General features: G+C 54.4%; 23 protein-coding genes. 9 read left to right on the top strand and 14 right to left on the bottom strand.

The features are described from left to right. Nucleotides 1–654 precede the first annotated feature (654 nt). The 3 genes from ACYQ04_RS07545 to gcvPA all read right to left on the bottom strand — a co-directional run bounded on the left by ACYQ04_RS07545 (nt 655) and on the right by gcvPA (nt 3,893). Nucleotides 655–948: a hypothetical protein gene (locus tag ACYQ04_RS07545; RefSeq protein ID WP_460128545.1), complete on the bottom strand. Its 294-nt coding sequence runs from the start codon at nt 946–948 to the stop codon at nt 655–657. Nucleotides 949–1,037: 89 nt separating this feature from the next. After that, the gene (gcvPB, locus tag ACYQ04_RS07540; protein ID WP_460128542.1) at nt 1,038–2,546 is read right to left on the bottom strand and encodes an aminomethyl-transferring glycine dehydrogenase subunit GcvPB; all 1,509 of its coding nucleotides are present in this window, start codon (nt 2,544–2,546) and stop codon (nt 1,038–1,040) included. Beyond that, nucleotides 2,547–3,893, bottom strand: coding sequence for an aminomethyl-transferring glycine dehydrogenase subunit GcvPA (gene gcvPA, locus ACYQ04_RS07535; protein ID WP_460128540.1), 1,347 nt, complete (start codon nt 3,891–3,893; stop codon nt 2,547–2,549). Nucleotides 3,894–4,029: 136 nt separating this feature from the next. Here gcvPA and ACYQ04_RS07530 point away from each other — a divergent pair, with 136 nt between their 5' ends. Both ACYQ04_RS07530 and ACYQ04_RS07525 read left to right on the top strand, forming a co-directional pair. Further along, complete coding sequence (locus tag ACYQ04_RS07530; RefSeq protein ID WP_460130049.1) at nt 4,030–4,713, top strand: HAD family hydrolase; 684 nt, start codon at nt 4,030–4,032, stop codon at nt 4,711–4,713. 36 nt (nt 4,714–4,749) lie between these two features. After that, nucleotides 4,750–5,331, top strand: a complete 582-nt coding sequence (locus tag ACYQ04_RS07525) for a hypothetical protein (protein WP_145955360.1) — start codon at nt 4,750–4,752, stop codon at nt 5,329–5,331. On the opposite strand, the gene ACYQ04_RS07520 is transcribed toward ACYQ04_RS07525, so the two are convergent. Continuing rightward, nucleotides 5,318–5,596 carry a hypothetical protein gene (locus tag ACYQ04_RS07520; protein ID WP_460128538.1) on the bottom strand — a complete coding sequence of 93 codons (279 nt, stop codon included), beginning with the start codon at nt 5,594–5,596 and terminating at the stop codon, nt 5,318–5,320. The genes ACYQ04_RS07525 and ACYQ04_RS07520 overlap by 14 nt on opposite strands. Nucleotides 5,597–5,687: 91 nt before the next feature. Here ACYQ04_RS07520 and ACYQ04_RS07515 point away from each other — a divergent pair, with 91 nt between their 5' ends. Genes ACYQ04_RS07515 through ACYQ04_RS07495 form a run of 5 tightly spaced genes read left to right on the top strand, consistent with a single transcriptional unit; the run spans nt 5,688 to nt 8,727 of the window. Beyond that, entirely contained in the window at nt 5,688–6,365 is a 678-nt protein-coding gene (locus tag ACYQ04_RS07515) for a metallophosphoesterase (protein ID WP_460128537.1), read from the top strand. A 45-nt stretch (nt 6,366–6,410) separates the two neighbouring features. Next, nucleotides 6,411–7,115 (top strand): PrsW family intramembrane metalloprotease, encoded by a 705-nt coding sequence (locus ACYQ04_RS07510; protein WP_460130047.1) that lies wholly within the window; start codon nt 6,411–6,413, stop codon nt 7,113–7,115. Continuing rightward, a complete protein-coding gene (locus tag ACYQ04_RS07505) occupies nt 7,106–7,321 on the top strand; it encodes a hypothetical protein (RefSeq protein ID WP_099209978.1) in 216 nt (71 codons plus the stop codon). Before ACYQ04_RS07510 ends, ACYQ04_RS07505 begins: the two co-directional genes overlap by 10 nt. A gap of 56 nt (nt 7,322–7,377) precedes the next feature. Further along, nucleotides 7,378–8,025, top strand: coding sequence for a hypothetical protein (locus ACYQ04_RS07500; RefSeq protein WP_460128535.1), 648 nt, complete (start codon nt 7,378–7,380; stop codon nt 8,023–8,025). 42 nt (nt 8,026–8,067) lie between these two features. Next, on the top strand, nt 8,068–8,727 hold the full coding sequence (locus ACYQ04_RS07495) for a hypothetical protein (RefSeq protein WP_460128533.1): 660 nt from the start codon (nt 8,068–8,070) through the stop codon (nt 8,725–8,727). On the opposite strand, the gene ACYQ04_RS07490 is transcribed toward ACYQ04_RS07495, so the two are convergent. From ACYQ04_RS07490 to ACYQ04_RS07445, 10 genes are all read right to left on the bottom strand, one after another. Then, nucleotides 8,724–9,068, bottom strand: coding sequence for a DUF1667 domain-containing protein (locus ACYQ04_RS07490; RefSeq protein ID WP_460128531.1), 345 nt, complete (start codon nt 9,066–9,068; stop codon nt 8,724–8,726). The two genes, ACYQ04_RS07495 and ACYQ04_RS07490, sit on opposite strands and share 4 nt — an antisense overlap. Continuing rightward, a complete protein-coding gene (locus tag ACYQ04_RS07485) occupies nt 9,065–10,318 on the bottom strand; it encodes an NAD(P)/FAD-dependent oxidoreductase (protein WP_460128528.1) in 1,254 nt (417 codons plus the stop codon). The genes ACYQ04_RS07490 and ACYQ04_RS07485 overlap by 4 nt, the downstream gene beginning before the upstream one ends. Further along, nucleotides 10,318–11,805 (bottom strand): NAD(P)/FAD-dependent oxidoreductase, encoded by a 1,488-nt coding sequence (locus ACYQ04_RS07480; protein ID WP_460128526.1) that lies wholly within the window; start codon nt 11,803–11,805, stop codon nt 10,318–10,320. Before ACYQ04_RS07480 ends, ACYQ04_RS07485 begins: the two co-directional genes overlap by 1 nt. A 155-nt stretch (nt 11,806–11,960) precedes the next feature. Further along, a complete protein-coding gene (locus tag ACYQ04_RS07475; RefSeq protein ID WP_460128524.1) occupies nt 11,961–12,425 on the bottom strand; it encodes a type II toxin-antitoxin system VapC family toxin in 465 nt (154 codons plus the stop codon). Then, nucleotides 12,388–12,591 (bottom strand): antitoxin family protein, encoded by a 204-nt coding sequence (locus ACYQ04_RS07470; protein ID WP_014122534.1) that lies wholly within the window; start codon nt 12,589–12,591, stop codon nt 12,388–12,390. The genes ACYQ04_RS07475 and ACYQ04_RS07470 overlap by 38 nt, the downstream gene beginning before the upstream one ends. Nucleotides 12,592–12,636: 45 nt before the next feature. Next, on the bottom strand, nt 12,637–14,118 hold the full coding sequence (glpK, locus tag ACYQ04_RS07465; protein WP_460128523.1) for a glycerol kinase GlpK: 1,482 nt from the start codon (nt 14,116–14,118) through the stop codon (nt 12,637–12,639). A 35-nt stretch (nt 14,119–14,153) separates the two neighbouring features. Then, entirely contained in the window at nt 14,154–15,500 is a 1,347-nt protein-coding gene (locus ACYQ04_RS07460; RefSeq protein WP_460128521.1) for a hypothetical protein, read from the bottom strand. After that, nucleotides 15,487–16,749: a hypothetical protein gene (locus ACYQ04_RS07455; protein ID WP_460128519.1), complete on the bottom strand. Its 1,263-nt coding sequence runs from the start codon at nt 16,747–16,749 to the stop codon at nt 15,487–15,489. The genes ACYQ04_RS07460 and ACYQ04_RS07455 overlap by 14 nt, the downstream gene beginning before the upstream one ends. A 32-nt stretch (nt 16,750–16,781) precedes the next feature. Then, nucleotides 16,782–17,528: a glycerophosphodiester phosphodiesterase family protein gene (locus ACYQ04_RS07450; RefSeq protein WP_460128518.1), complete on the bottom strand. Its 747-nt coding sequence runs from the start codon at nt 17,526–17,528 to the stop codon at nt 16,782–16,784. After that, nucleotides 17,512–18,267: a glycerophosphodiester phosphodiesterase family protein gene (locus ACYQ04_RS07445; protein ID WP_460128516.1), complete on the bottom strand. Its 756-nt coding sequence runs from the start codon at nt 18,265–18,267 to the stop codon at nt 17,512–17,514. The genes ACYQ04_RS07450 and ACYQ04_RS07445 overlap by 17 nt, the downstream gene beginning before the upstream one ends. 86 nt (nt 18,268–18,353) lie before the next feature. Between ACYQ04_RS07445 and ACYQ04_RS07440 the strand changes: the two genes are divergently transcribed. Further along, nucleotides 18,354–19,688 carry an MFS transporter gene (locus ACYQ04_RS07440; RefSeq protein WP_460130045.1) on the top strand — a complete coding sequence of 445 codons (1,335 nt, stop codon included), beginning with the start codon at nt 18,354–18,356 and terminating at the stop codon, nt 19,686–19,688. Nucleotides 19,689–19,691: 3 nt separating this feature from the next. Further along, the gene (locus ACYQ04_RS07435) at nt 19,692–20,552 is read left to right on the top strand and encodes an alpha/beta hydrolase (RefSeq protein ID WP_460128514.1); all 861 of its coding nucleotides are present in this window, start codon (nt 19,692–19,694) and stop codon (nt 20,550–20,552) included. The last annotated feature ends 22 nt before the right edge of the window (nt 20,553–20,574 follow it).

Below are 20,574 nucleotides of genomic sequence, written 5' to 3'. Positions count from 1 at the left end.
GAACTTGTCGAGTTGCTCCTTTACTGCGGGTTTGCTTTTAAATTGACACCTCTCGGGCGTCAGAGAATAGTAAACCCCTTGGAAAGGCTGTTTTTGGTGTGTTTTCCTTTTGAAAAATAGGGTTTTGTGAGTGAAATCTACTTCCTTTGAACCCTTTGCAGGAGCTACTAGCTTTTGGGCAATCTTTTCCCAAAAGCTTGCTTGTGAGTGTTTCTCTCTTTAAAGGTGCTTCGGACGCCGATGACAAAGTTAAACTACTTAGGAGGTTTTATTTTGGTGTTAAACCCCTTCCAAAGTTACAGTTGATTAGTGCACGGCTGACTTTTGCTCCTCTGGATGGGAAGGGCATTGTTTTGGTCAAACTTTGCTAAGCAAAGTTTGTTCGCCTGCGCGAAGTTTCATCAAAGTTTGTAGTCCCTTCTGAGAGTTACATTTTGGGAGATTTTCTCTTTGATTGACGACTATGTTTCACTTAAGAGCTTTTATCCAATTGCCTGTTCTCGTTGGATTTAACTTTAGAATTGACACCTTGTCAGTGTTTGTAGTGATTTTAGAAGAAGAGCACGCCCCCAATAAGTCGTTCAGGCGTGTCCTTGCTGAGGGTGTAACTGTTGTGAAGTAAACTTTGGGTGGAATTTCAGCGTTGTACGACCTTCAGCTAGTCGTGAAGACGGTCCAGCTCTGGTAGTCCGCCTCGAGGAGGACCTCAATGATGTCTTCCTCTCCGTAGCGTATCTCCCTTACTGTTATCTCCTTCTTCACGCGCCCCTTCACTACGGCCTTGTGGACTTCTTTTGGGAGCTCTTCCGTGACCGGGATTATTCCGTCCTTCACGTATATCCCGGTTAGCTTGCCCCTCTGAAGCAGGAAGCCCCTCACTGGGACCACGTATTCATCAAACCCAACATCGTATCCGGTGCTTTCAAGGCGTCCGACCCCAACTGTCATACGAATCACCCATGTGTAAGTTTTCTATTACATATTTTCCCTTTAACTTTAAAAACCTTTCTGGGCAAAAATGGGTAGAAAAGGGCAGTTCAGTAGTCCACTTCGCCCTTCTCCTTCAGCTCAAGGTACATCCTCCAGCTGAGGACGGGCTTTTTAGCGGCAAGAACGTCGTCAACACGCCTCACGGCGGTGTTGTGGGGAGCGCCCTTGACGACCTCGGGGTTGCCGTAGGCTTCCTCGCTTATCCTCTTCAGCGCCTCGACGTACGCGTCGAGCTCCTCTCTGCTGACCGTCTCGGTCGGCTCAATCATCAGGGCCTCATGCACAATCAGCGGGAAGTAAACCGTTGGCGCGTGCAGTCCAAAGTCGAGCAACCTCTTCGCCACGTCCATCGCGGTAACGCCGGTTTCCTTCTTCATCGGCTCTGCACTGAAGACTGTCTCGTGCTTCCTAAGCTTTTTGCCGGGCAACTCGTAGCCCTTCGTTCCCAAAAGCTTCCTCGTCAGGTAGTTGGCGTTGAGAACGGCCATCTCGCTCGCGTTCTTCAGCCCGTCCCTACCCATGACCTTGAGGTAAACGAGGGCCCGCACCATGACCGCGAAGTTGCCGTAGAGTTCCTTCACCTTTCCTATGCTCTTGGGCACGTCGTAGTCGAGGTAGTAGCGGTCGTTCTCCTCGTCGTAGCCCATCAGCGGAACGGGCAGGTAGTCCTTGAGGAAGTCCTTAACTCCAACGGGCCCGCTTCCAGGCCCGCCTCCGCCGTGCGGTGTCGAGAACGTTTTGTGCAGGTTGAGGTGAACGACGTCGAAGCCCATATCCCCTGGTCTGACCTTTCCGAGGACGGCGTTTAAGTTGGCACCATCGTAGTAGAGAAGTCCTCCTGCTTTGTGGACTATCTTCGCTATCTCGAGTATCTCGTCCTCGAAGATGCCGAGGGTGTTGGGGTTGGTGAGCATCAATCCAGCCGTCCTCTCGCCCACAGCGTTCTCAAGGGCCTCCAGGTTCATCGTCCCCTCTTCCGTCGAGGGAATCTCGATGACCTTGAAGCCGGCCATCGCCGCACTGGCCGGATTCGTTCCGTGGGCGGAATCGGCAACGAGCATCTCGTCCCTCTGCGGTTCGCCGTTGTCAAGGTGGTAAGCCCTTATTATTGAAACACCTGTAAACTCGCCGTTCGCTCCCGCTGCCGGCTGTAAAGTAAAGCGGTCCATGCCGGTTATCTCTTTGAGCCACTGCTCCAGCTCCCACATTATCCTAAGCGCGCCCTGAACGGTTCTCTCGTCCTGGTAGGGGTGGACGTAGGCGACTCCTGGGTGACCGGCGATTTCCTCGTTTATCTTGGGGTTATACTTCATGGTGCACGAGCCGAGCGGATAGATGCCGGAATCGACGCCGTAGTTCATCTCGCTCAAACGCGTGTAGTGCTTCACTATCTCAGGCTCGCTTAGCTCTGGAAGGTTAAGTTTGCTCTTCCTCCTGAGCTTCTCGGGAATTTCGACATCCAAATCTTCAATCGGCTTCGGCAACGTATAGCCGACCCTTCCCTCTCTCGAAAGCTCGAAGATGAGGGGTTCGTCCCACTTAGCCTGGCGGAACATTCAGGCCACCTCCTTGAGGGCCTCGATTAGGGCATCTACCCATTCCTTTCTCGTCGTTTCAGTTGCTGAGAAGAGCGCTGTCTCGCCAAGCTCCGGGAAGTGCTCTCCGATGTAGTAGCCACCGTGTATTCCCCTCTCGAGGAGGGCCTCGTGTATCTCGCTGTATGGCCTTTCGAAGCGAGCGGGAACGTCCTTGAAGTAAAGGCCTTCGAAGGGAATCTCGGCAACCTCGCTCAGCCTTCTCTTCAAGTACGCGGTGTTTTTGAGTATGACCTCGCCGAGCTCCTTCAGGCCCTTCGGTCCGAGGCTGGCCAGGTGTATGGCGGAAGCAACGGCAACGAGTGCCTCGTTGGAGCAGATGTTCGACGTAGCTTTAGCGCGCCTGATGTGCTGTTCCCTCGTCTGGAGTGTCATGACGAAAGCCCTCTTTCCATCAGCATCTTTCGTCATTCCGATTATCCTGCCCGGCATCTGGCGGATGAGCTTCTTGTCGTCCCTCACCGTGAAAACCCCTGCCCTCGGCCCGCCGAAGTTCATGGGATTGCCGAGGTATGAAGCCTCGCCGACCGCTATATCGGCTCCAAGCTCGCCCGGCGCCTCGAAGATTCCGAGCATCGTCGGGTCGGCCCCAACGACGAAGTAGGCTCCGGCTTCCTTGGCTATCTCGCCTATCTCCCTCACGTTCTCCTCGACGAGACCGAAGAAGTTGGTCATCTCGACGTAAACTCCGGCCGCGTTTTCAACGGCTTCCTTGAGCCTCTCGACGTCGAGTTGGCCGTTCTCATCCCAGGGAACCTCGACTATCTCAAGGTTCGCACCGCGCGTGTAGGTCTCGATGACGGCCTTCTTCTCCGGGCTTATCGCCTTCGGAATCACGAAGCGCTTCCTCCTGCCCCTGTGGAGTCTGACGGTCATCAAAGCGGCTTCCGCTATGGCAGTTCCCCAGTCGTACATCGAGGAGTTGACGACCGGCAGGCCGTAGAGCTCGGCCATCATACTCTGGTACTCAAAGAGAGCCTGGAGCATCCCCTGGCTTATCTCGGGCTGGTAGGGGGTGTAAGCGGTGAGGAACTCGCTCCTCTCGATGAGGTACTTAACATGAGCCGGGACGTAGTGGAAGTAAGTTCCAGCTCCGAGGAAGCTCGGCATCTCGAGGATGGTTTTGTTCTTCGAGAGAACCTCGTTGAGCTCGAGGAAGACCTCGTACTCGCTCTTTCCCTCCGGGAGGTTGAACTCCTTCACCATTCCCTCGGGGACGTCCGAGAAGAGCTCGTCAATCGAGTTAAAGCCGATTTCCTTCAGCATTTCATCCCTCTGGGCGAGGTTGGGAAGGTAGTGCTTTCCCATGGCAATCACCTCGAAAGGTTAAGACGGTCGTTTGAAGTACTCCCCTGAGATTATATGCCTTGTGCTCCCGTACATTAGTACAGCTATGTACATCGAAAGCCTTAAAGCCGGCCCGAGAACTTCGTGAGGGATGGGCATGATAATTGGCTTCGACTTCGACGGAACGCTCGTGGACAGCTACTCCTGCATAGAGGAGGCCTTCAAAAGAGCCCTTGAGAAGCGCTACCGCTGGCTCCCGGGGAAGGCGCTGTGGGCGAAGCTGTTGACCAAAATCGAGCTCCAGTTCGAGAGGCCGAGCCTTGGGGGTCATAAAAAGACCCACAAACCGCCGTTCTTCCTCCGGACGAAGTTCTTCGAGACGTGGTTCATCGAGAGGGCGAAGCTTAGTCGGCCCATAGACGACGCTCCCGAGCTCCTGAAAAAGCTCAAGGAAGAGGGCCACACGGTCATCTCCTTCTCGGCAGAGGACTTCATAGACGGCATGAAGGTTAAACGCCTGAAGATGGCCGGCCTCTACGACCTCTTCGACGACGTCATCGTCTTTGGTAGGAAGATGACGCTCGACGAGGCCTTTCAGCTCATTCGGGAGAAATACGGGAACGAGACCTTCATCTGGGTGGACGACAAGCCCTGGCGCTTCATCGGCAGGGGCGACGAGAACACGGAGTTCGTGTGGTACTACTTTCCGTTTACCGCCAGATTCATCGAGAAAAATCGAGAAAAACTGGCCTTGATTCCGCACCTTCACGTCATAAGGGACCTTTGGAGCCTGCTCGATGTGATTGAGAACGTCAAAAAGGGAAAACATCCAGAACGATAAAATATTTTTAGGATGTCCTCCAACTACCTTTGGAGGATGCCCATGAAGAGCCCCTTCAAGAGCAGGGTCACGATTGTGTCCCTCGTGGCGTTTATCGTTATCATAGCCCTCTCCATTGGTCCTTGGTGGAAGGATCTCATGGGGGGCATACAGCCAACTCCCCCCAACGTGAGTGCCGTTTACCTTGGAACTTCCCCACCGAATGGAAGCTGGCAGTTCATCGTTGATGACAGGCTCATCGGAGACTGCTCCGTTGCGTACGTTTACAACTTCACCCCCACAGGCGTTTTAACGATTTATGAGATAGATTCCGGCACGCTCAAAGCCCTTGGTCTCGGAGGGAACTCGAGCAACTGCACGGGAGGTCTAACCTACGGTTACCTCGCCGTTAACTTCACTCAGAAGCTTGATACGCTCTCAATAGTCGTTTGGACGAGCAGGAGCTCCTCAAACGGCAACGAGGTGTACTTTCAGGAAATAGGAAGCTGGAAGTTCGTGAACGGCTCCTACATCGGCTACATAGCGCCTCCGATGGACAAGAACTACATGCTCCTGAACCTTGGAGCGGTGAAAATGATGATAAACCAGACTGGAATTCATTACATCAATCGCCGCTGAGGTACTCTAGGGTATCCTCCACAAACTCGTCCCAGTCCTCGTCGCTTACCTCTTCGATTTTGATGCTGAATTCTCGCCCAAGGTTCCACCTGACCGCTATTTTCCCTTTATCGGTTTCCGCGATGACGAGCCCGAAGGGGACATCACCCATCCAGTGGTGCTTTGAGAACTCAACGCCGAAGCCCCTTTTCTTGAGTTCTTCGAGGATTAATTCGTAGGTCTTCGCAGGTCCATAGGGGCTCCTTGCAAACCCAATGTAGGCCATTTTTACTCACCATTGCCACCTTAGTGAACGGACTTAAAACCTTTTCGGTTCTCCTAACAAAGTTTAAAAGCCTTCAAACGAACCAAGAACCATGAAACCAGAGCCCCTTACGGAGAAGGCCCTGCTCCTTGGGAGGAACCTCATCATAGCCGACCTGCACCTCGGCTACGAGATAGCGATGGCCAGGGAGGGGTTCTACCTCCCCAGGGTTTTCCACGAAATTGTAGGGGATTTAAAAGGCCTGATAGAGCGCGAAAGGCCGAAGAGGCTAATCATAAACGGCGACCTGAAGCACTCTTTCATTCCCGAATGGCGCGAGAGGGCGGAGCTCAGGTCGTTTTTCGAGGAGATAGGGCCGCTCGTTGAGGAGATAGTCCTTGTCAGGGGAAACCACGATGTTGGAACGCTCTGGCTCCGGGAGCTCGGCGTTGAGGTCGTTGATGAACTTGAGCTCGGAAGGTGGAAGCTCGTTCACGGGCACAAGGTCGTTGAAGGCGAGCGCTTCATAATCGGCCACGAGCACCCTGCGATAAGGCTCAGGGACGAGGTTGGTGCCATTGTCAAGGTTCCGGCCTTCCTCCTCGGCGAGAAACTCATCGTCCTGCCCGCGTTCAGTCCCTGGGCCTACGGCAACGACGTTCTCAGGGAGATTGTATCCCCGTTCCTCCGGTTTTACCCCGAGGACTTCCGCGTTCTGGTCCCCGTTGGGGACGAACTCCTAGACTTCGGCAGACTGTCCCGGCTTCGGGAGGCCCTCTCGCGGCTGTGACGAAAAGTTTAAACCCCCTGGCGGTTACCCTTATGGGTGATAGCGATGAACGTGCTGACGGCGCTCTTGTTCTTTGCCTACGCTCCGGCACTCGCGATACTATGGTACTTCTATCATAAGGATAGATACGAGCCAGAACCGAAGCGCTACGTCATAGCTACGTTCCTTCTAGGTGCAACGCTCTCAGTGGGCATAGCGTACGTTCTCGAGAGCATCCTTACAATAGGCGGCATGATTAAGCCCCTTCTACCAACGACGGCCTTCTACGTTGCCCTCGTTGCAGGTTTCGTCGAGGAGCCGGCCAAGGCTCTCGCGGTCAGGTTCCCCTACAAGGCCGGCCAGATGGACGGCATAATGGACGGCCTCGTCTACGGAGTCGCCGCCGGTCTCGGCTTTGCCGCCACCGAGAACTTCCTCTACGGGCTCGGCTGGGGTGTCGCGGTAACGCTGACGAGGGCTTTCCTGACGCCATTTGCCCACGGCACCTGGACGGCCATAGTCGGCGTTGGCTACGGTCTGAAGGCTGAGGGCAAAGTTTACTCCCTCGCCCCATTCTACGCCCTCGCGATATTCCTCCACTTTACATGGGACTACTTTGCCTTCCTGAGCGCGACCGTCCCCGCTTACAACATAATGCTGATACTACTCCTCCTCGTGAATCTCTCAATCCTCCGCTACTTCCTCATTCTGGGGGAGGAAGAAGACAGGCAGAGGTTCTGGTATTACCTCGTCAGGAGGGGATGGCGGTGAACGCGGAACGGCTTGAACGGGCCCTTTTTGAAGCCCGTCCTTACGTGGAGTACTGGGAGAGGCTGGAGAATCTCGTCAGGGAGCTCTGGAACGAGGCAACCGATGAGAAGAACTTTCTCCAGCTTTTAAACGAGGAGTTTCAGCGCGCCGAGGAGCCCTTTAGGACGGACTTGAAGATTTTCCTCCAGAAGTTCGAGTCCCTTTGAATTTTATTTTGGGGCAAAGTTTTTATGATGTTGTGGTAATATATATTGGGGGGACCATGAAGCGGTACGTAGGGGAAGTTGTAGTGCTCATCCTTCTCGTTTCGGTTCTGGTCTTCTGGGTTAGCAACGCAGGTGGGGGCGGTTCCGCTCCGACGGTGGGAAGCGTCCTGAGTCACGTTGGGAACACGACGTCCTTCTGCTGGAGGGTCGAGCTTTCGGGGAGCACTAACACCACGATTCTTGCGTGCATCAACTACGATAACAAGACCGCTGTGTGGAGGAGCAGGGGGAGAAACGGCGTCTACGCTCTCTCCGCAGTCCCGGGAGGCAAGTTCTACGAAATAAACTGGGACCTCGCCACGAGAAGCCACGGTGTTGAGTGGAACGTCATGAACTTCATTGCCTGGCTGTTTAGGAATGGAAACGTCAGCGGTCCTGCTCGCGTGGCAGAGGGGGAGTACGCGTTCAACGTTACCTACTCGTGGACCGAGAGCTACGCCATTGGGACGATTGAGAACGGCACCCCCTTTGAGGCCAAAAACCTAATCAGGGCAATCGTTAGGGTAGACCGGGACGGCAACCCGCTTGGTGGTACCTTCACGTGGGTCCGGTACGTTATATACCTCAACGAAAACAGAACCCTTCGTGAGAAGACCAAGGGAAGCTTTGAGGTGCTCGGTCCCTGGGGTAGCTTAAAGGGTTGAACCACGAAGGTTTTTATTGGAATAACTGATGAAATCAAGGGGATGCGGGTGAAAGGAAGGGTTGTAATCGTTGCCATTATCGTAGTACTCCTGGTCGCGATTGGGGCTTACGTTTACCATGGGAAGAGCAGTGGTTCCACGGGGGTTCCCTACAAGGCGTTCATACTCTCAAACCTCGGCTCGCTGAACTGCTACTCGTACACCGAGAACGCAACTGTGGTTAGGGACGGCAAGACGCTTCACATCTCAATGAAGGGTGGCTACTTTAACGGCACGTACTACTTCCACGGAAAGCGCTCCGGCCTCGAGTGGTACATCGTGCTCAAGAACACGACCGCTAAGGAAATCGTCATAATGAACGGTACGAAGAAGAAGTTCACCGCGACGTTAACGCTCGACGAGACCGCCAGAACCGAGGCCTACGACCCGGTCAAGGTCGCACTCCAGGCCATTGGCGCGGGTACCGAAATCAAAAGGGACTCCGACAGCGTCACCTACAGGTTCCTCATCACGGTTTCTCCAAGTAATGACCTCAAAATGAACGGAACAATTACGGTTAAGCTCAAAGACAAGGTCCCAACGGGCTTCGTAATCGACGCCGACCTGCTCCTGGGCGGTAAGAAGGTTGAGCACCGTAGTATAACGGCAGTTTTAAGCAGGGGTTGCTCCCTTCCAGAGTGGGTAAAAGAGCTGGAGGGCTAAGCTCCCCTCGTCGCCACTATTTTTATTCCCTCCCACTCCGCAACCGTTTCTCCGACCTTCACCGGTGCTTTGAGCCTGAGCTTCGTCAGAAACTTCATGAGCTCCGGTATCTTCTCCTTAGGCACCGGCTCGGCTGTCTTGACGCTCACCGTGGGCAGGGACCCTCCTTCAACCGGCACGACGCTCATCACGACCCTCTTCGGGTTCGTAACCTCCTGAATAGCCCACTCCTTCCCGCGCGGACAGGTGCAACCGCGAACTTCCTTGACCTTTCCGTCCTCCATCTCGACCTCGATTGAACACCCGAGGGGACATACGATGCATGTGAAGCGGTAAATCATGCCTTCACCACCTCCACGGTGAGCTTGCTGGCCTTCCCGATTTCTCCTGCCTTCAGTTTTATCCTCAGCATCTCGGCCGGCTTGACAACCGGGAGCTTCATTCTCCTGCCTATCTCCGGAATTCTGAGCTCGACGTCCTCCATGGGCTTAGCCACGCGCAGGTAGAGGTAGACGTCTCTATCTCCACTGAGGTAGTGCGGGACCAGCAGACGGACGTTTTCACCCTTCTCCACCTTAACCCACTTCCTGCTCTCGATTCCCCCGTTCTCGATGAACTCCTTAGCCCCTTCCGCTGCCAGCTCGCCCTGTTCCGCGACGTAGTCAACGAGGTCGTTTATCAGGAGCGAGTTCCCGGCAACGAATATTCCCGGGACGCTGGTTTCCAGCCTGTCGTTCACGACCGGTCCGCCCGTCGCAGGGTCAATCTCAACGCCTATGGCCTTCAATTTTTTAACGCTCGGGACGAGGCCGGCCGATATTATCAACGTATCCGCCTCAATCCAGAACTCCTCTCCCGTTTCGTTGAGGTTCTCATCAACCCTGACAACCTTTACCCGCTCAACGCGGCCCTTTCCGCGGACTTCCACGACCTTGTGGCTCAAGTAGAGGGGAATGTCAAAGTCCCTGAGAATCATCACGTTTCTCGCCAGTCCTCCTGGATAGGGCATCAGCTCGACGACTGCCTTGACCTTCGCGCCTTCAAGGGCGAACCGGCGCGCCATTATCAAGCCAACGTCGCCGGAACCCACGATGACTATCTCCTTACCGGGCATTATCCCGTAGATGTCCATCAGCGTCTGGGCCTCCCCTGCTGTGTAGATTCCCGAAACCCTGTCGCCGACGATTCCAATCTCGAAGGCGTGCCTCTCCCTCGCTCCCGCGGCGTAGATTACGGCCTTTGCCCAAACCTGATAAGCCCCGCTCGGCGACGTGAAGATTACGACCTTCTCGAGGTCGGAGTAGTTTTTAATCTCGAGAACCCTCGCGGCCGTTCTGTACTCCACCCCAAGCTCGACCAGCCTCTTCGCGAGGCGCGAGGCAAACTCGGGCCCTGTCAGCTCTTCTTTGTAATAGTGCAGGCCAAAGCCGGGGTGAATGCACTGGGGAAGTATTCCTCCAAGGTAGTCGTTCTCGTCGAGGAGCAGGACGTTTAAACCCAGCTCCTTGGCCCTAATCGCGGCCGCCATTCCCGCAGGACCGCCACCGACCACAACGACGTCGTAGCTCAGCATCGGAATCCTCGGGAACATCAGGCATCCCCCCTGAGGAGAACCTTGACGTCTCCTATTCCAATCTCGCTTCCCTTACCCTTCAGCGTAACCTCCCACGGCTCTACTCCGTATTCCTTCGCCAAAAGCTGGACAATCTTCGGCCTGCAGAAGCTTCCCTGGCAGGTTCCTGTTGTGGCTTTGGTTCTGAACTTGACGGAATCAACGCTCGGCGTTTTAACGCCTATAAACTTCATTCTCTCTATGGCCTCAAGGATGTCGCCCTCGCTGACGTTGTTGCACCTGCAGACTATCTTTCCATAGGATGGATTCTTCTTCACGGCTTCGTTCACCTGCTCGGGCGTCATCATGAAGAAGTGGCTGATTTCCTTCCTGTAGGGGTTCCACTTCTCCTTTTCCTTCAGCTCGATTCCGAGGTCGCGCTCGATTATTTCAGCAACCTCATAGGCTATCGCAGGGGCGCTCGTCAGGCCGGGTGAGCGTATTCCAGCGACGTTGATGAAGCCCCAGACCTCTTCCTCCGCTTTAATTATGAAGTCCCCTCCCGTCGGTTCGGGCCTTAGGCCGGCAAAGGTTCTGATTACCTTGCTCCTCGGGGGCAGTTGTGGCCAGAGCTTCTTGGCACCTTCCCAGACCTGCTCAAGACCTTCCTTGGTTGTGGCGAGGTTCTCCTTCTCCTCAGGCGGTAGGTCCTGGGCGTTCGGTCCTATCATCAGATGGCCGGAAATCTCGGTGGTTACAACTATTCCCTTGCTTATCGGCGTCGGCGTCGGGAAGAGGACGCGCCTCGGCCCGGGGACGTCGTCGTCAAAAATCCAGTACTCACCTTTCCTCGGGTGGATTTCGAAGTAGTCTATGCCTGCCATTCTCGCTATCTTGTCCGCGTAGAGACCCGCTGCATTGATAACGATGTCCGCCTCGATGAAGCCGTCCTTTGTTTCAACGCCTTTAACCTCGCCGTTCTCGACCTTTATCCCCGTAACCTCAGTCTCAAGGTGCGTCTTCACGCCGTTCGCAACGGCGTTCTCGGTTATCGCGATAACGGCCGGAATCGGCCCAATCTGACCCACTATTGGAACCCATAGAGCCCCTATTGCCTCCCTCGTGAGGTTGGGCTCAAGGTGGAAGAGCTCTTCTTTATCAACGATTCTCATCTCGGGAACGCCGTTCTTCCTTCCGCGCTCCAAGAGTCTCTCAAGCTCGTCGAAGTCCTCATCCTTCGTTGCGACTATCAGGGCCCCGTTCCAGACGTGCGGAATCTCAAGCTCCTTGACCCACTGGTGCCAGAGCCTGTTTCCCCTTATGCACAGCTTTGCCCTCGTCGGGTACTTCTCGGGGTCGTCGTCGTAACCACCGTGAATTAACGCTGTGTTGGCCTTGCTCACTCCCCAGCCGACGTCTGGAGCTTTTTCTATCAAGTGGACTTCGAGGTTCTCGTACCTGCTGAGAACCCTCGCTATGCTTGCCCCGCTAATTCCTGCCCCTATTATAGCGACTTTCGTCTTCATAACCTTCACCTCGATTTAACTTGAGAAAGGGTTTTGGATGTTTTAAAGCTTTCCTTAACCTTTAGTTTGGCGAAAAGGCGAGGAAAGAACTCTTTGGGGCATTAGAAAAAAGGACAGGGCAGGACAGGATTTGAATGGACGGAGATGTTCATTCATCATGGCAGGGTCTCAATGTTTGGAACCTTCTTAAAATCAGAGTCGAAGGTGGCAATCCTCTTAATCCCGTACTGAATACATGAGGCGAGAATCATCGCGTCGTTGGGAAGCAGGTTGTGTTCCTCAATTAATCTCCGTGCAATTTCCACGGTTCTTTCCGTTATCTCAACCACTTCAAGCTCGGGAAGTGCACTAAAGAACTCATCGACCACGTTGATGGCTTCTTTAATTTCTCCGACTTTTTCTCTTATGCCGTAGGTTGAGTACCTTCCATGCTTTTTCACGTACTCGTTAGCCATGAGCTGAAACCAGACCTCACCAATGACTGTTGGGTTGATGTAGAACCTTGTTCCTTCGTCAATCATTTTTTCAAGCGCAACCACGGCCTTCTCTTCTCCAAAAAGGAAGTTCAAGATGAAAGAGGTATCAAGGAAGACCCTTTCCCCTGTGGAGAACGTACTCATGATAAGCCTCCTCCAGCTCCTCAACACTAACAGCTCTCTTAACACTTCCCGCAAGTTTCAGGACGTCCCGCTTTATGACAACGGTTACTTTCTCACCTTCCTTGAGATTCACCCGTTTTAGGGGTTTTAGAACACCGTTCTCGTAGACGGCCTCGACTGTCTCCATGTTCCCACCTGAAAATAATTGGAGGAAACAGTAATAACCCTTTCGTCAGACCCCAACGACCTTCGCCCAACCCATGGCCCTCTTCACCGCCTCCTTCCAGCCGTGGTAGAGCTTTCTCCTCGTTTCCTCATCCATTCCCGGCTCGAACACCTTCTCCGCCTTCCAGAGGCTCTCTATCTCCTCAAGGCTCTCCCAGTAATCGACGGCCAGTCCAGCCAGATACGCCGCGCCGAGCGCGGTGGTTTCCTTGACGACGGGCCTGACGACGCGCCTGTTCAGTATGTCCGCCTGGAACTGCATCAGGAAGTCGTTCGCCGTTGCCCCGCCGTCAACGCGGAGCTCCTTTATCCCGACAAGCTTCTCCATCTCCTCTATGACGTCGCGCGTCAGGTAGGCTATTGCCTCCAGAGTTGCCCTCGCGAGGTGCTCCCTGCCGGTTCCGCGCGTTATGCCGATTATCAGCCCCCTCGCGAACTGGTCCCAGTACGGTGCTCCAAGGCCGACGAAGGCCGGGACAAAATAAACTCCTTCGTTGCTCTCGAGCTTCCTTGCGAGTTCTTCCGTTTCGGAGGCGTGTTTGATAATCTTTATCCCGTCGCGGAGCCACTGAACCGCTGCCCCGGTTATGAAAACGCTCCCCTCAAGGGCGTAGCTGACCTTTCCATTGAGTCCCCAGGCTATCGTCGTGAGCAGGTTGTTGGAGTAGCGGACTGTTTTTCCCGTGTTGGCCAGGATGAAGCTTCCCGTTCCGTAGGTGGCCTTCACCATTCCGGTCTCGAAGCCTGCCTGACCGAACAGAGCCGCCTGCTGGTCGCCTGCGTCTCCACTTACCGGAATCTCTGCCCCAAGGAGTTCCCTCTTCGTGTAGCCGTAGACCTCGCTCGACTCCCGCACCTCGGGTAGAACCTCCTCAGGAATCCCGAAGATTTCGAGCAACTCGTCGTCCCAGTCGAGCCTCTTTATGTTGAAGAGCATCGTCCTTGAGGCGTTGGAGTAATCGGTTACGTGCTCTCCGGTGAGGCGGTAGATTAGGAACGTATCAACGGTTCCAAAGAGGACTTCGCCCTTCTCCCCCTTCTCCCTTAAGCCTGGAACGTTGTCGAGGAGCCACTTGAGCTTGCTCGCGGAGAAGTAAGCATCGGGAACGAGGCCGGTCTTCTCCTTTATCACGTCCCCGTATTCGCGCTTTATCTCCTCCACCATCTCGGCCGTTCTCCTGCACTGCCAGACTATCGCGTTGTAGAGCGGTTTTCCGTCGCGGTCAAAGACTATTGTAGTTTCTCTCTGGTTCGTAACGCCTATCGCCGCTATCTGGTCCGGCTCCACCTTTGCCCGTTCAAGGGCGGTTTTGATGGCCCTGAACTGCGCGTCCCAGATTTCCTCCGGATTGTGCTCCACCCAGCCGGGCTTGGGATAGTGCTGGGGGAACTCGTACTGTCCGATTCCTATTACGTTGCTCTCCCTGTCGAAGATTATCGCCCTGGCTGAGGTAGTTCCCTCATCCAGTGATAGGACGTAGCGCTCCATACGACCACCGAGGTTGAACCTCTGCACTGGAGGTATTAACGGTTTCGTTCGTCTCCTGTGATGCTAGTGAGGATGCAACCGAGACCGAGGAAAACTCCAACGAACGCCAGCTTTGAGGAGAGGTCATGGTAGGCCTCCGGTGAGGCAGTGTATGGAAGATAAACCAAGATTACCAGCTGAGCCCGGTCGTACATGGCTGTTCTTAGGTTTTTAATGGCCTGCTGGTTTTCTCGAATGACTTCCCTCAGCACTTCCCTGCTTTCCGGGGATACCTCGTTTAGGTATTCCTCGATTATCTTGTCTTCAAGCTCGTATTTCCTTATGAACTCTTCATAAAAATGGCTTTCATTGTCGACTAAGAGATAGCCAACCCTTCCGGAAGCGTTTTTAAAAGCCCCCAGCTCCCGAAGAGGCAGTGTTCCGTCGAGCCTGAGGGTTTTGGGTCCGTCCCGTCTGACCCGGACGCTAACGTTGAACTCTTTGAGAAGCTCCGCGAGTTTTCTCGCCTTTTCGGGGTCGTTGAGTGTAACATGGAGAAAGACCAAGTTGCTCGAATCTTTTAGGGTTGCGTTGCTCTGGTTGAGCGCTTCGATTATTGAAATGGCCTTCTCTGAATTCCACTGAACCCACGAATCGTGGACGTAGGTGCCAACGAAAATTATCGAGAGGGCAATGAGGGCACCGAAGACGAGCTTTTTGTCCCTGCTCCTGCTTAAGATAACCCCAACAAGGGCTAAAACTCCCGCACCGGCCCAGAGGAGGGCCATGAACGGAACGTTGCTCTCGGGCTTTGGATAGTTTATATTGACGGTGGCGAGGGTGATGTTGCAGGGTTTGCCCTTGCTCCGCAGGCCGAGGGCATACTCCAGGGTAATGGTTAGGTCAACGGTTTTGTTGTGGATAACTGCCCTTTCCTCCGGGTCTTGAATAACGCTCTCAAGCTCCTTAAAGGCCTGAAGTTCCCTCCTGAGTTTCTCCTGCTCCTCCCTGCTGAAGGCGACTCTCGTTTCCTTGTAGTCTGTGATAATGCAATTTCGGGGAAGCCGTTTCTCAAATCCGGTTTCGTTGGTGAGTAAAACATTGAACGAGCCCCCATCCCAGGCGTACAGGGCGATGTTATTGTGAGGTAGACTTTCGAAGAACGACAGCGTCCCGTTGAGCTCATCATTGGTGTAGGCCCTGCACTCGACTGTCATCAAGGCCCGGGGGGTGCAGTTCCAGAGACTCGTGGTGTTGAACGAGCGGAGGACTTCATTGAATTCACCGTTGGTGGGAATGAAACGGTCGCCTGGGCCGGAGTACCTCTCCGGTGGAATGGCTGTCGCGAGCACCATGAACAGAAGGACAACGATGCAGATGAAGATGGTCTTATCGTGTTTCATCGCCCCGGCGCCTCCCCAGCGCGAGCCCCACAAACACGGCAACGAGGGCGAATTTGGCCAGGAAATCGGAGTGGCCCCCGTAGTCTGGAATTATCGCCTCGGGGTTAGTGGCAAAAACTGCTATGCATAAGTTCTTCTGGTCTCTATCTTGGTGAAGTGTCTCGTTTAGGTCGGCCATATAATCCTCGACGGCTTTCCTCTCGTCAGGGGTTAGGTACGGCAGATATTTTTCAAGCGTCGTTAGTGTCTCGTTTATCTCCTGTGTCCCGTGTCTCTCTTCAAGGAGGGCATTGAGGGATTCAGAGTCAATCACCGAGGTCTCCCAGCCCCTCTCTTTAAACGCCTCAATGATTCTCATGTAATTGCTACTATTCACCTTAACGTGGATTCTCAGGACCGTGTCCTCCCATCTGACCGAACTCACAGTTGCGTTGTTCTCCTTTACTGTTTTGAGGAACCAGTTGACATCTTCGCGGGAGCTGAAATCTCCCTGAGCGCCCCCTATCTCGGTGCACCATCCGCTGGTGGAGTTCAGGGTCAGTAGCTCGTTAAACGCCTCCGCCGTTCCGGAGATTTTTCTCTCCATTTGAATGTACTCCTCGAAGAAGATGGCGCTCAGAATAACCGTGATAAGGAAGACCGCGAGAAGGGATTTGCTCCGCCTATAGCTCACGAGGGCTCCCGCAATACCAACAATCAGAACCCCCAACCAGGTTATCACGAACGGTAGCTTCACGGGCTTCATCATGCCAGTGAAAAAGACCGTAACCGCAACCCGCGTCACGTTGACGGGAGTTTCCGGGGAACCCACAAAGCCAAAGAACGGCTCAAGCTTTTCGTAGTCTGGCGTGCCGGCGGTTAAGTTCTTGAGCCTCTCCGACGCCCTGTAAAGTTTATCGTCGTAATTGAGTGAGTTCCGCCCGAGGACGTAGCACCCCGAGGGTATCTCCTCAAAAAATCTGCTCCAGTTCCTCACGAGAACCGTTGTTTTGAACATCCCTGGTTTGGAGACGCCGTAGCCGTGCGGGTATTTCAGCGTCCAGTTCACTACGTAGCTGTAGTAGGAACTCGTGTCCGCGGTGCACTCAACGTAGCCGACCCACCCCGGTGGTCCATCATAAGTGTTGATGGTGCTCCCGAAGAAGCCCGCGTAAGGTGGGGAGTACGTGTAAGAGGGAATCGTGAAGGAAACCGTGAGAAGTGCTGTGATTATAAGGAGTAGCCAATAGGCCTTCTTCACTCCCTCCACCAAGAAAAGTAAAATAAAAAACCTTAAAAAGTTTACCTGAGTCCAGCGTCCTTGAGGTAGGAGAGCATCCTCTCGACGTCGTTCGCTATCACGACCTCGAAGAGCCCCCTGAGCTTCAGCAGGTTGTCGTCCTTGTAAAACAGCTCGTCGTTTGCCGTCCAGAGGACGACCTTGAGCCCGAGGGAGCGGGCCCAGCCGATGGCCTGAACCGTCTTCTCGAAGCCGAGCAGGGGTATGGCCTCCATCGGAATGTTGATTGACCAGAGGTTGAGCTCCTCCTTGAGCTTTGGAACCATTGGCAGAACGTCTTCCCTATCAATCAAAAGCCCCATTCTAGTTTCCTCATCGAACCTGCGGTATCCTCTGAGGGCTTCAACGTCAAAGGACGATATTAACACCCTCTCCGGGTTGTTCTCCTTCACGATTTTAGCGACTTCCTTAACGGCGTCCCCATCCTTGAGCTCAACGTTGATGAGGGCATCCCTGGGAAGGACTTCAAAAACCTCCTCCAGCGTTGGAATCCTCTCGCCAAGCCCTATGTCGGCCCTTTTGAGCTCCTCCAATGTCATGTCCTTCTGTCTTCCGCTCATGTCGCTGGTCCTGTCTATGGTCTCGTCGTGCATAACGATGACCTTACTGTCCTTGGTTAGCCACACATCGAGCTCTACGCCGTCTGCCCCGGCCTCGACGGCCTTCTTAAAGGCAAGCAGGCTGTTTTCAGGGAGCTTTCCCATGCAGCCCCTATGGCCAAGGACGATAACCCTATCTCTTTCCCACATTCTGACCGCCTCCGGTGTTGCCCCGGTTGAACTTTAACGATAAAAACCTTTTCAGCCTTCCCGGGTCGTCGGAAATAACCGCATCCGCAAGGGGGACAAGGCGTGGAATCCATTCCAGCTCGTTCATTCTGTAGTTCCAGAGCCAGACCCTTAGACCTTTCCTATGATAAAGCCGAAGGAGGATTTCAAGCCCCCGCGCTCCAATGTATCGGGCGACGTCTATGGGAACGTGGACCGAGTAGAGGCCCCTCTTAGTCAGGACCCTCACTGGGCTCGTCGGGGTCGTGATAGATAGGCCAATCCTGCAGTTCGGGCATTCTCTAACTGCTCTCATGGCGAGTTTCGGGTCGTCTGTTGAGACAACGACCCTTCCCAGGAGGTTTTTCCGCTCAAGCTCCTTGAGCAGGGGTGGAAGCGCGTTCGGGTCCTTAAGGTCGGCATTCATGACCGCTGGTGAGAGCTCCAAAACCCTGTTGAGGGTTGGGACGAGTTTTCCGAGGGGGTGCAGGCGTAGGAGTTCCCTGTATGTTACCGTTTCCACCCTGTAGTTTCTCCCGTCTGCCTTGAACTCCCCGTCGTGAAGCGCCACGAGCCTTCCGTCCGCGGTCACCCTGACGTCGAACTCTATTCCATCTGCGTATTTTAACGCCCTTTTAAAAGCCGGTAGTGTGTTTTCTAAGTGTCCCCTAAATCCCCTGTGCCCTAGGATGAGTTGAAACTCATTGTTCGGGGATGTCATCTTTACTACCGCCCAGAAATGAACTCACAAGGCTTAAAAGTTTCCGGAGGGTACAAAGGGATATCGAGCTAAACCGGGGGATGCAGATGGTGGAAGGAAAGGAGAGGTTGAGCCTCGGGACGGTTCTCGGCCTTGCCCTTCTGGGCTTCAGCATGAGCACTGGATGGGGCTTAAACAAGGGAATATCCTTTAAACTGCTTCAAAACGGCTACACCAACTCGGCCTTTGTAATAGGCGCCGTCCTCTCACTTCAGGGTTTAATGGGAATCTTCGTGCCCATCTTAATGGGTTACTACAGTGACCTCAGGCGTTCCGGCAGGGGGAGGAGGACACCCTTCATTCTCGCCGGGGGTATCTTCGCGGGTCTTGTCATACTCGGGGTGTATCTGAGTTACGTAGCCGGTGCACCGTTGCTTGCCTTTGCAACTATGCTGGCCCTGTTTTACTTCGCCATGTACTTCTACGTGGCCCAGTACCGTTCCCTTATGCCCGACGTTGTCCCCAGCGGAGAGCGAGGAAGGGCAAGCGGAATAATAACGCTGTTCGAGTGGGCCGGCAACCTGTTCATCTTCGGAATACTCGCCCTTTTGATAGTCAGGGCCTCGAAGCTAACGGGTCTTGATAACGAGATTAACGCCCTCATAAAGGCCGGCTACATGTGGATTCCGTTCACGCTGGTTGCGGGTCTTCTGATGGTCTCGGCGCTTGTCGTGTACTTCAAGGTTAGGGAGCCTGACTTTCCTGAGGAACTGCCTGAGGAGGGTCTCACCGACTACCTGCGCTCCATCGTCGCCGACAGGGACTTTCTCAAGTTCTACTCCGCCCAGATACTCTGGTGGATGAGCTTCGAGTTCGTTGCCGTCTTCATGTTCGGAATTCTGGAGTCGGTCCTTGGAACCAAGGACGTCACCGCCCTCGGGAACGCGATAATGGCCCTCTTCAACGTCACGGTGCTCGTGGGAGCGGTCGTAGGAGGTCCTCTCTACGACAGAATGGGGAGGAGGAAGTCGATAGTCCTCGGCGGCGTGATATTCCTTCTGCCCTTCCTCGCCGGCTGGTTCATTCACACCAAACTTCAGATAACGGCCCTCATCGGTTTTGCGGGCATTGGATGGGGAATGCTGATGGCAACGTCTTGGCCCGTTATCGGCGACCTGCTCACCAAATACGAGCGTGAAGCCTTCAACGGCCGCTATTACGGCTTCTTTGAGGCCACCAAGGCGTTTCCCGTCCTCGTTGCTGGGCTGTTGGGTGGAGGCATAGTCCAGCTCGCAGGGGGCAACTACAAGGTTCTGTTTCCGGTGGGTGCGATATTTATTTTAATAGCCCTCCCGCTGATATGGGGAATGAAGAACCTCGATGAACTGTCTGGAGGGAAGCCCAAAGTCGAGGCAATAGAAGAAACAGAGGTGGGGGTATGAGGTGTGCTCTGGGCCGTTTTGATTTTTCTCCTCGTTCTGTTCCTGGCTTTTTCAGCATTCGTCGCATACAAGATGGTAAAACCGCCCCGCTTCCTTGGAGACTGGACGCCGAAGGACCTCGGCTACGATTACGAGGACGTCACCATCGAGACGAGGGACGGTTTGAAGCTCAGCGCCTGGTGGGTTCCCAACGAGGGCCCCGTCGTGATGCCCCTCCACGGCTACACGAGGAGCAGGTGGGATAGGGTTTACCTGAAGCAGACCACCGAGTTCCTTCTCAACGAGGGCTACAGTGTCCTCGTCTTCGACTTCCGCGCCCACGGAAAGAGCGAGGGGAAGTTTACCACGGTCGGCGACAGGGAGCTGATTGATGTTCTCTCGGCAGTTGACTGGCTGAAGAAGAACCACCCCGAGAAGGCCGAGAAGATAGGGCTCGTTGGGTTTTCAATGGGGGCCGTCGTGACAATAAGGGCCCTCGCCGAAGATGACAGAATCACCTGCGGCGTCGCGGATTCGCCTCCGATTTACCTCGACAAGACCGGCGCGAGGGGACTCAAATACTTCGCGAACCTCCCGGAGTGGCTTTACACCTTCGTCAAGCCGTTTACCGTTCTCTTCAGCGGGGCTAAGGAGCTCAACATGCTTGAGTACGCGGACAAAGTTAGAAAGCCGCTCCTCCTCATCGCCGGCGAGAAGGACCCCCTCGTAAGGCCTGAGGAAGTGAGGGAGTTCTACGAGCGGAACAGGAAGGTAAACCCGAACGTTGAGCTGTGGGTCACGGATGCACCGCACGTCAGGACGCTGAAGTTCCACCCTGAGGCGTGGAAAGCGAAGGTCGGGGACTTTCTCAGGAAACACCTTTAGAAAGATTTTTACGTATCCTTCC

The organism is Thermococcus prieurii (assembly GCF_054657655.1).
The sequence above is the reverse complement of the archived record's forward strand: the minus strand, read 5'-3'. Positions and strand labels throughout refer to the sequence as shown.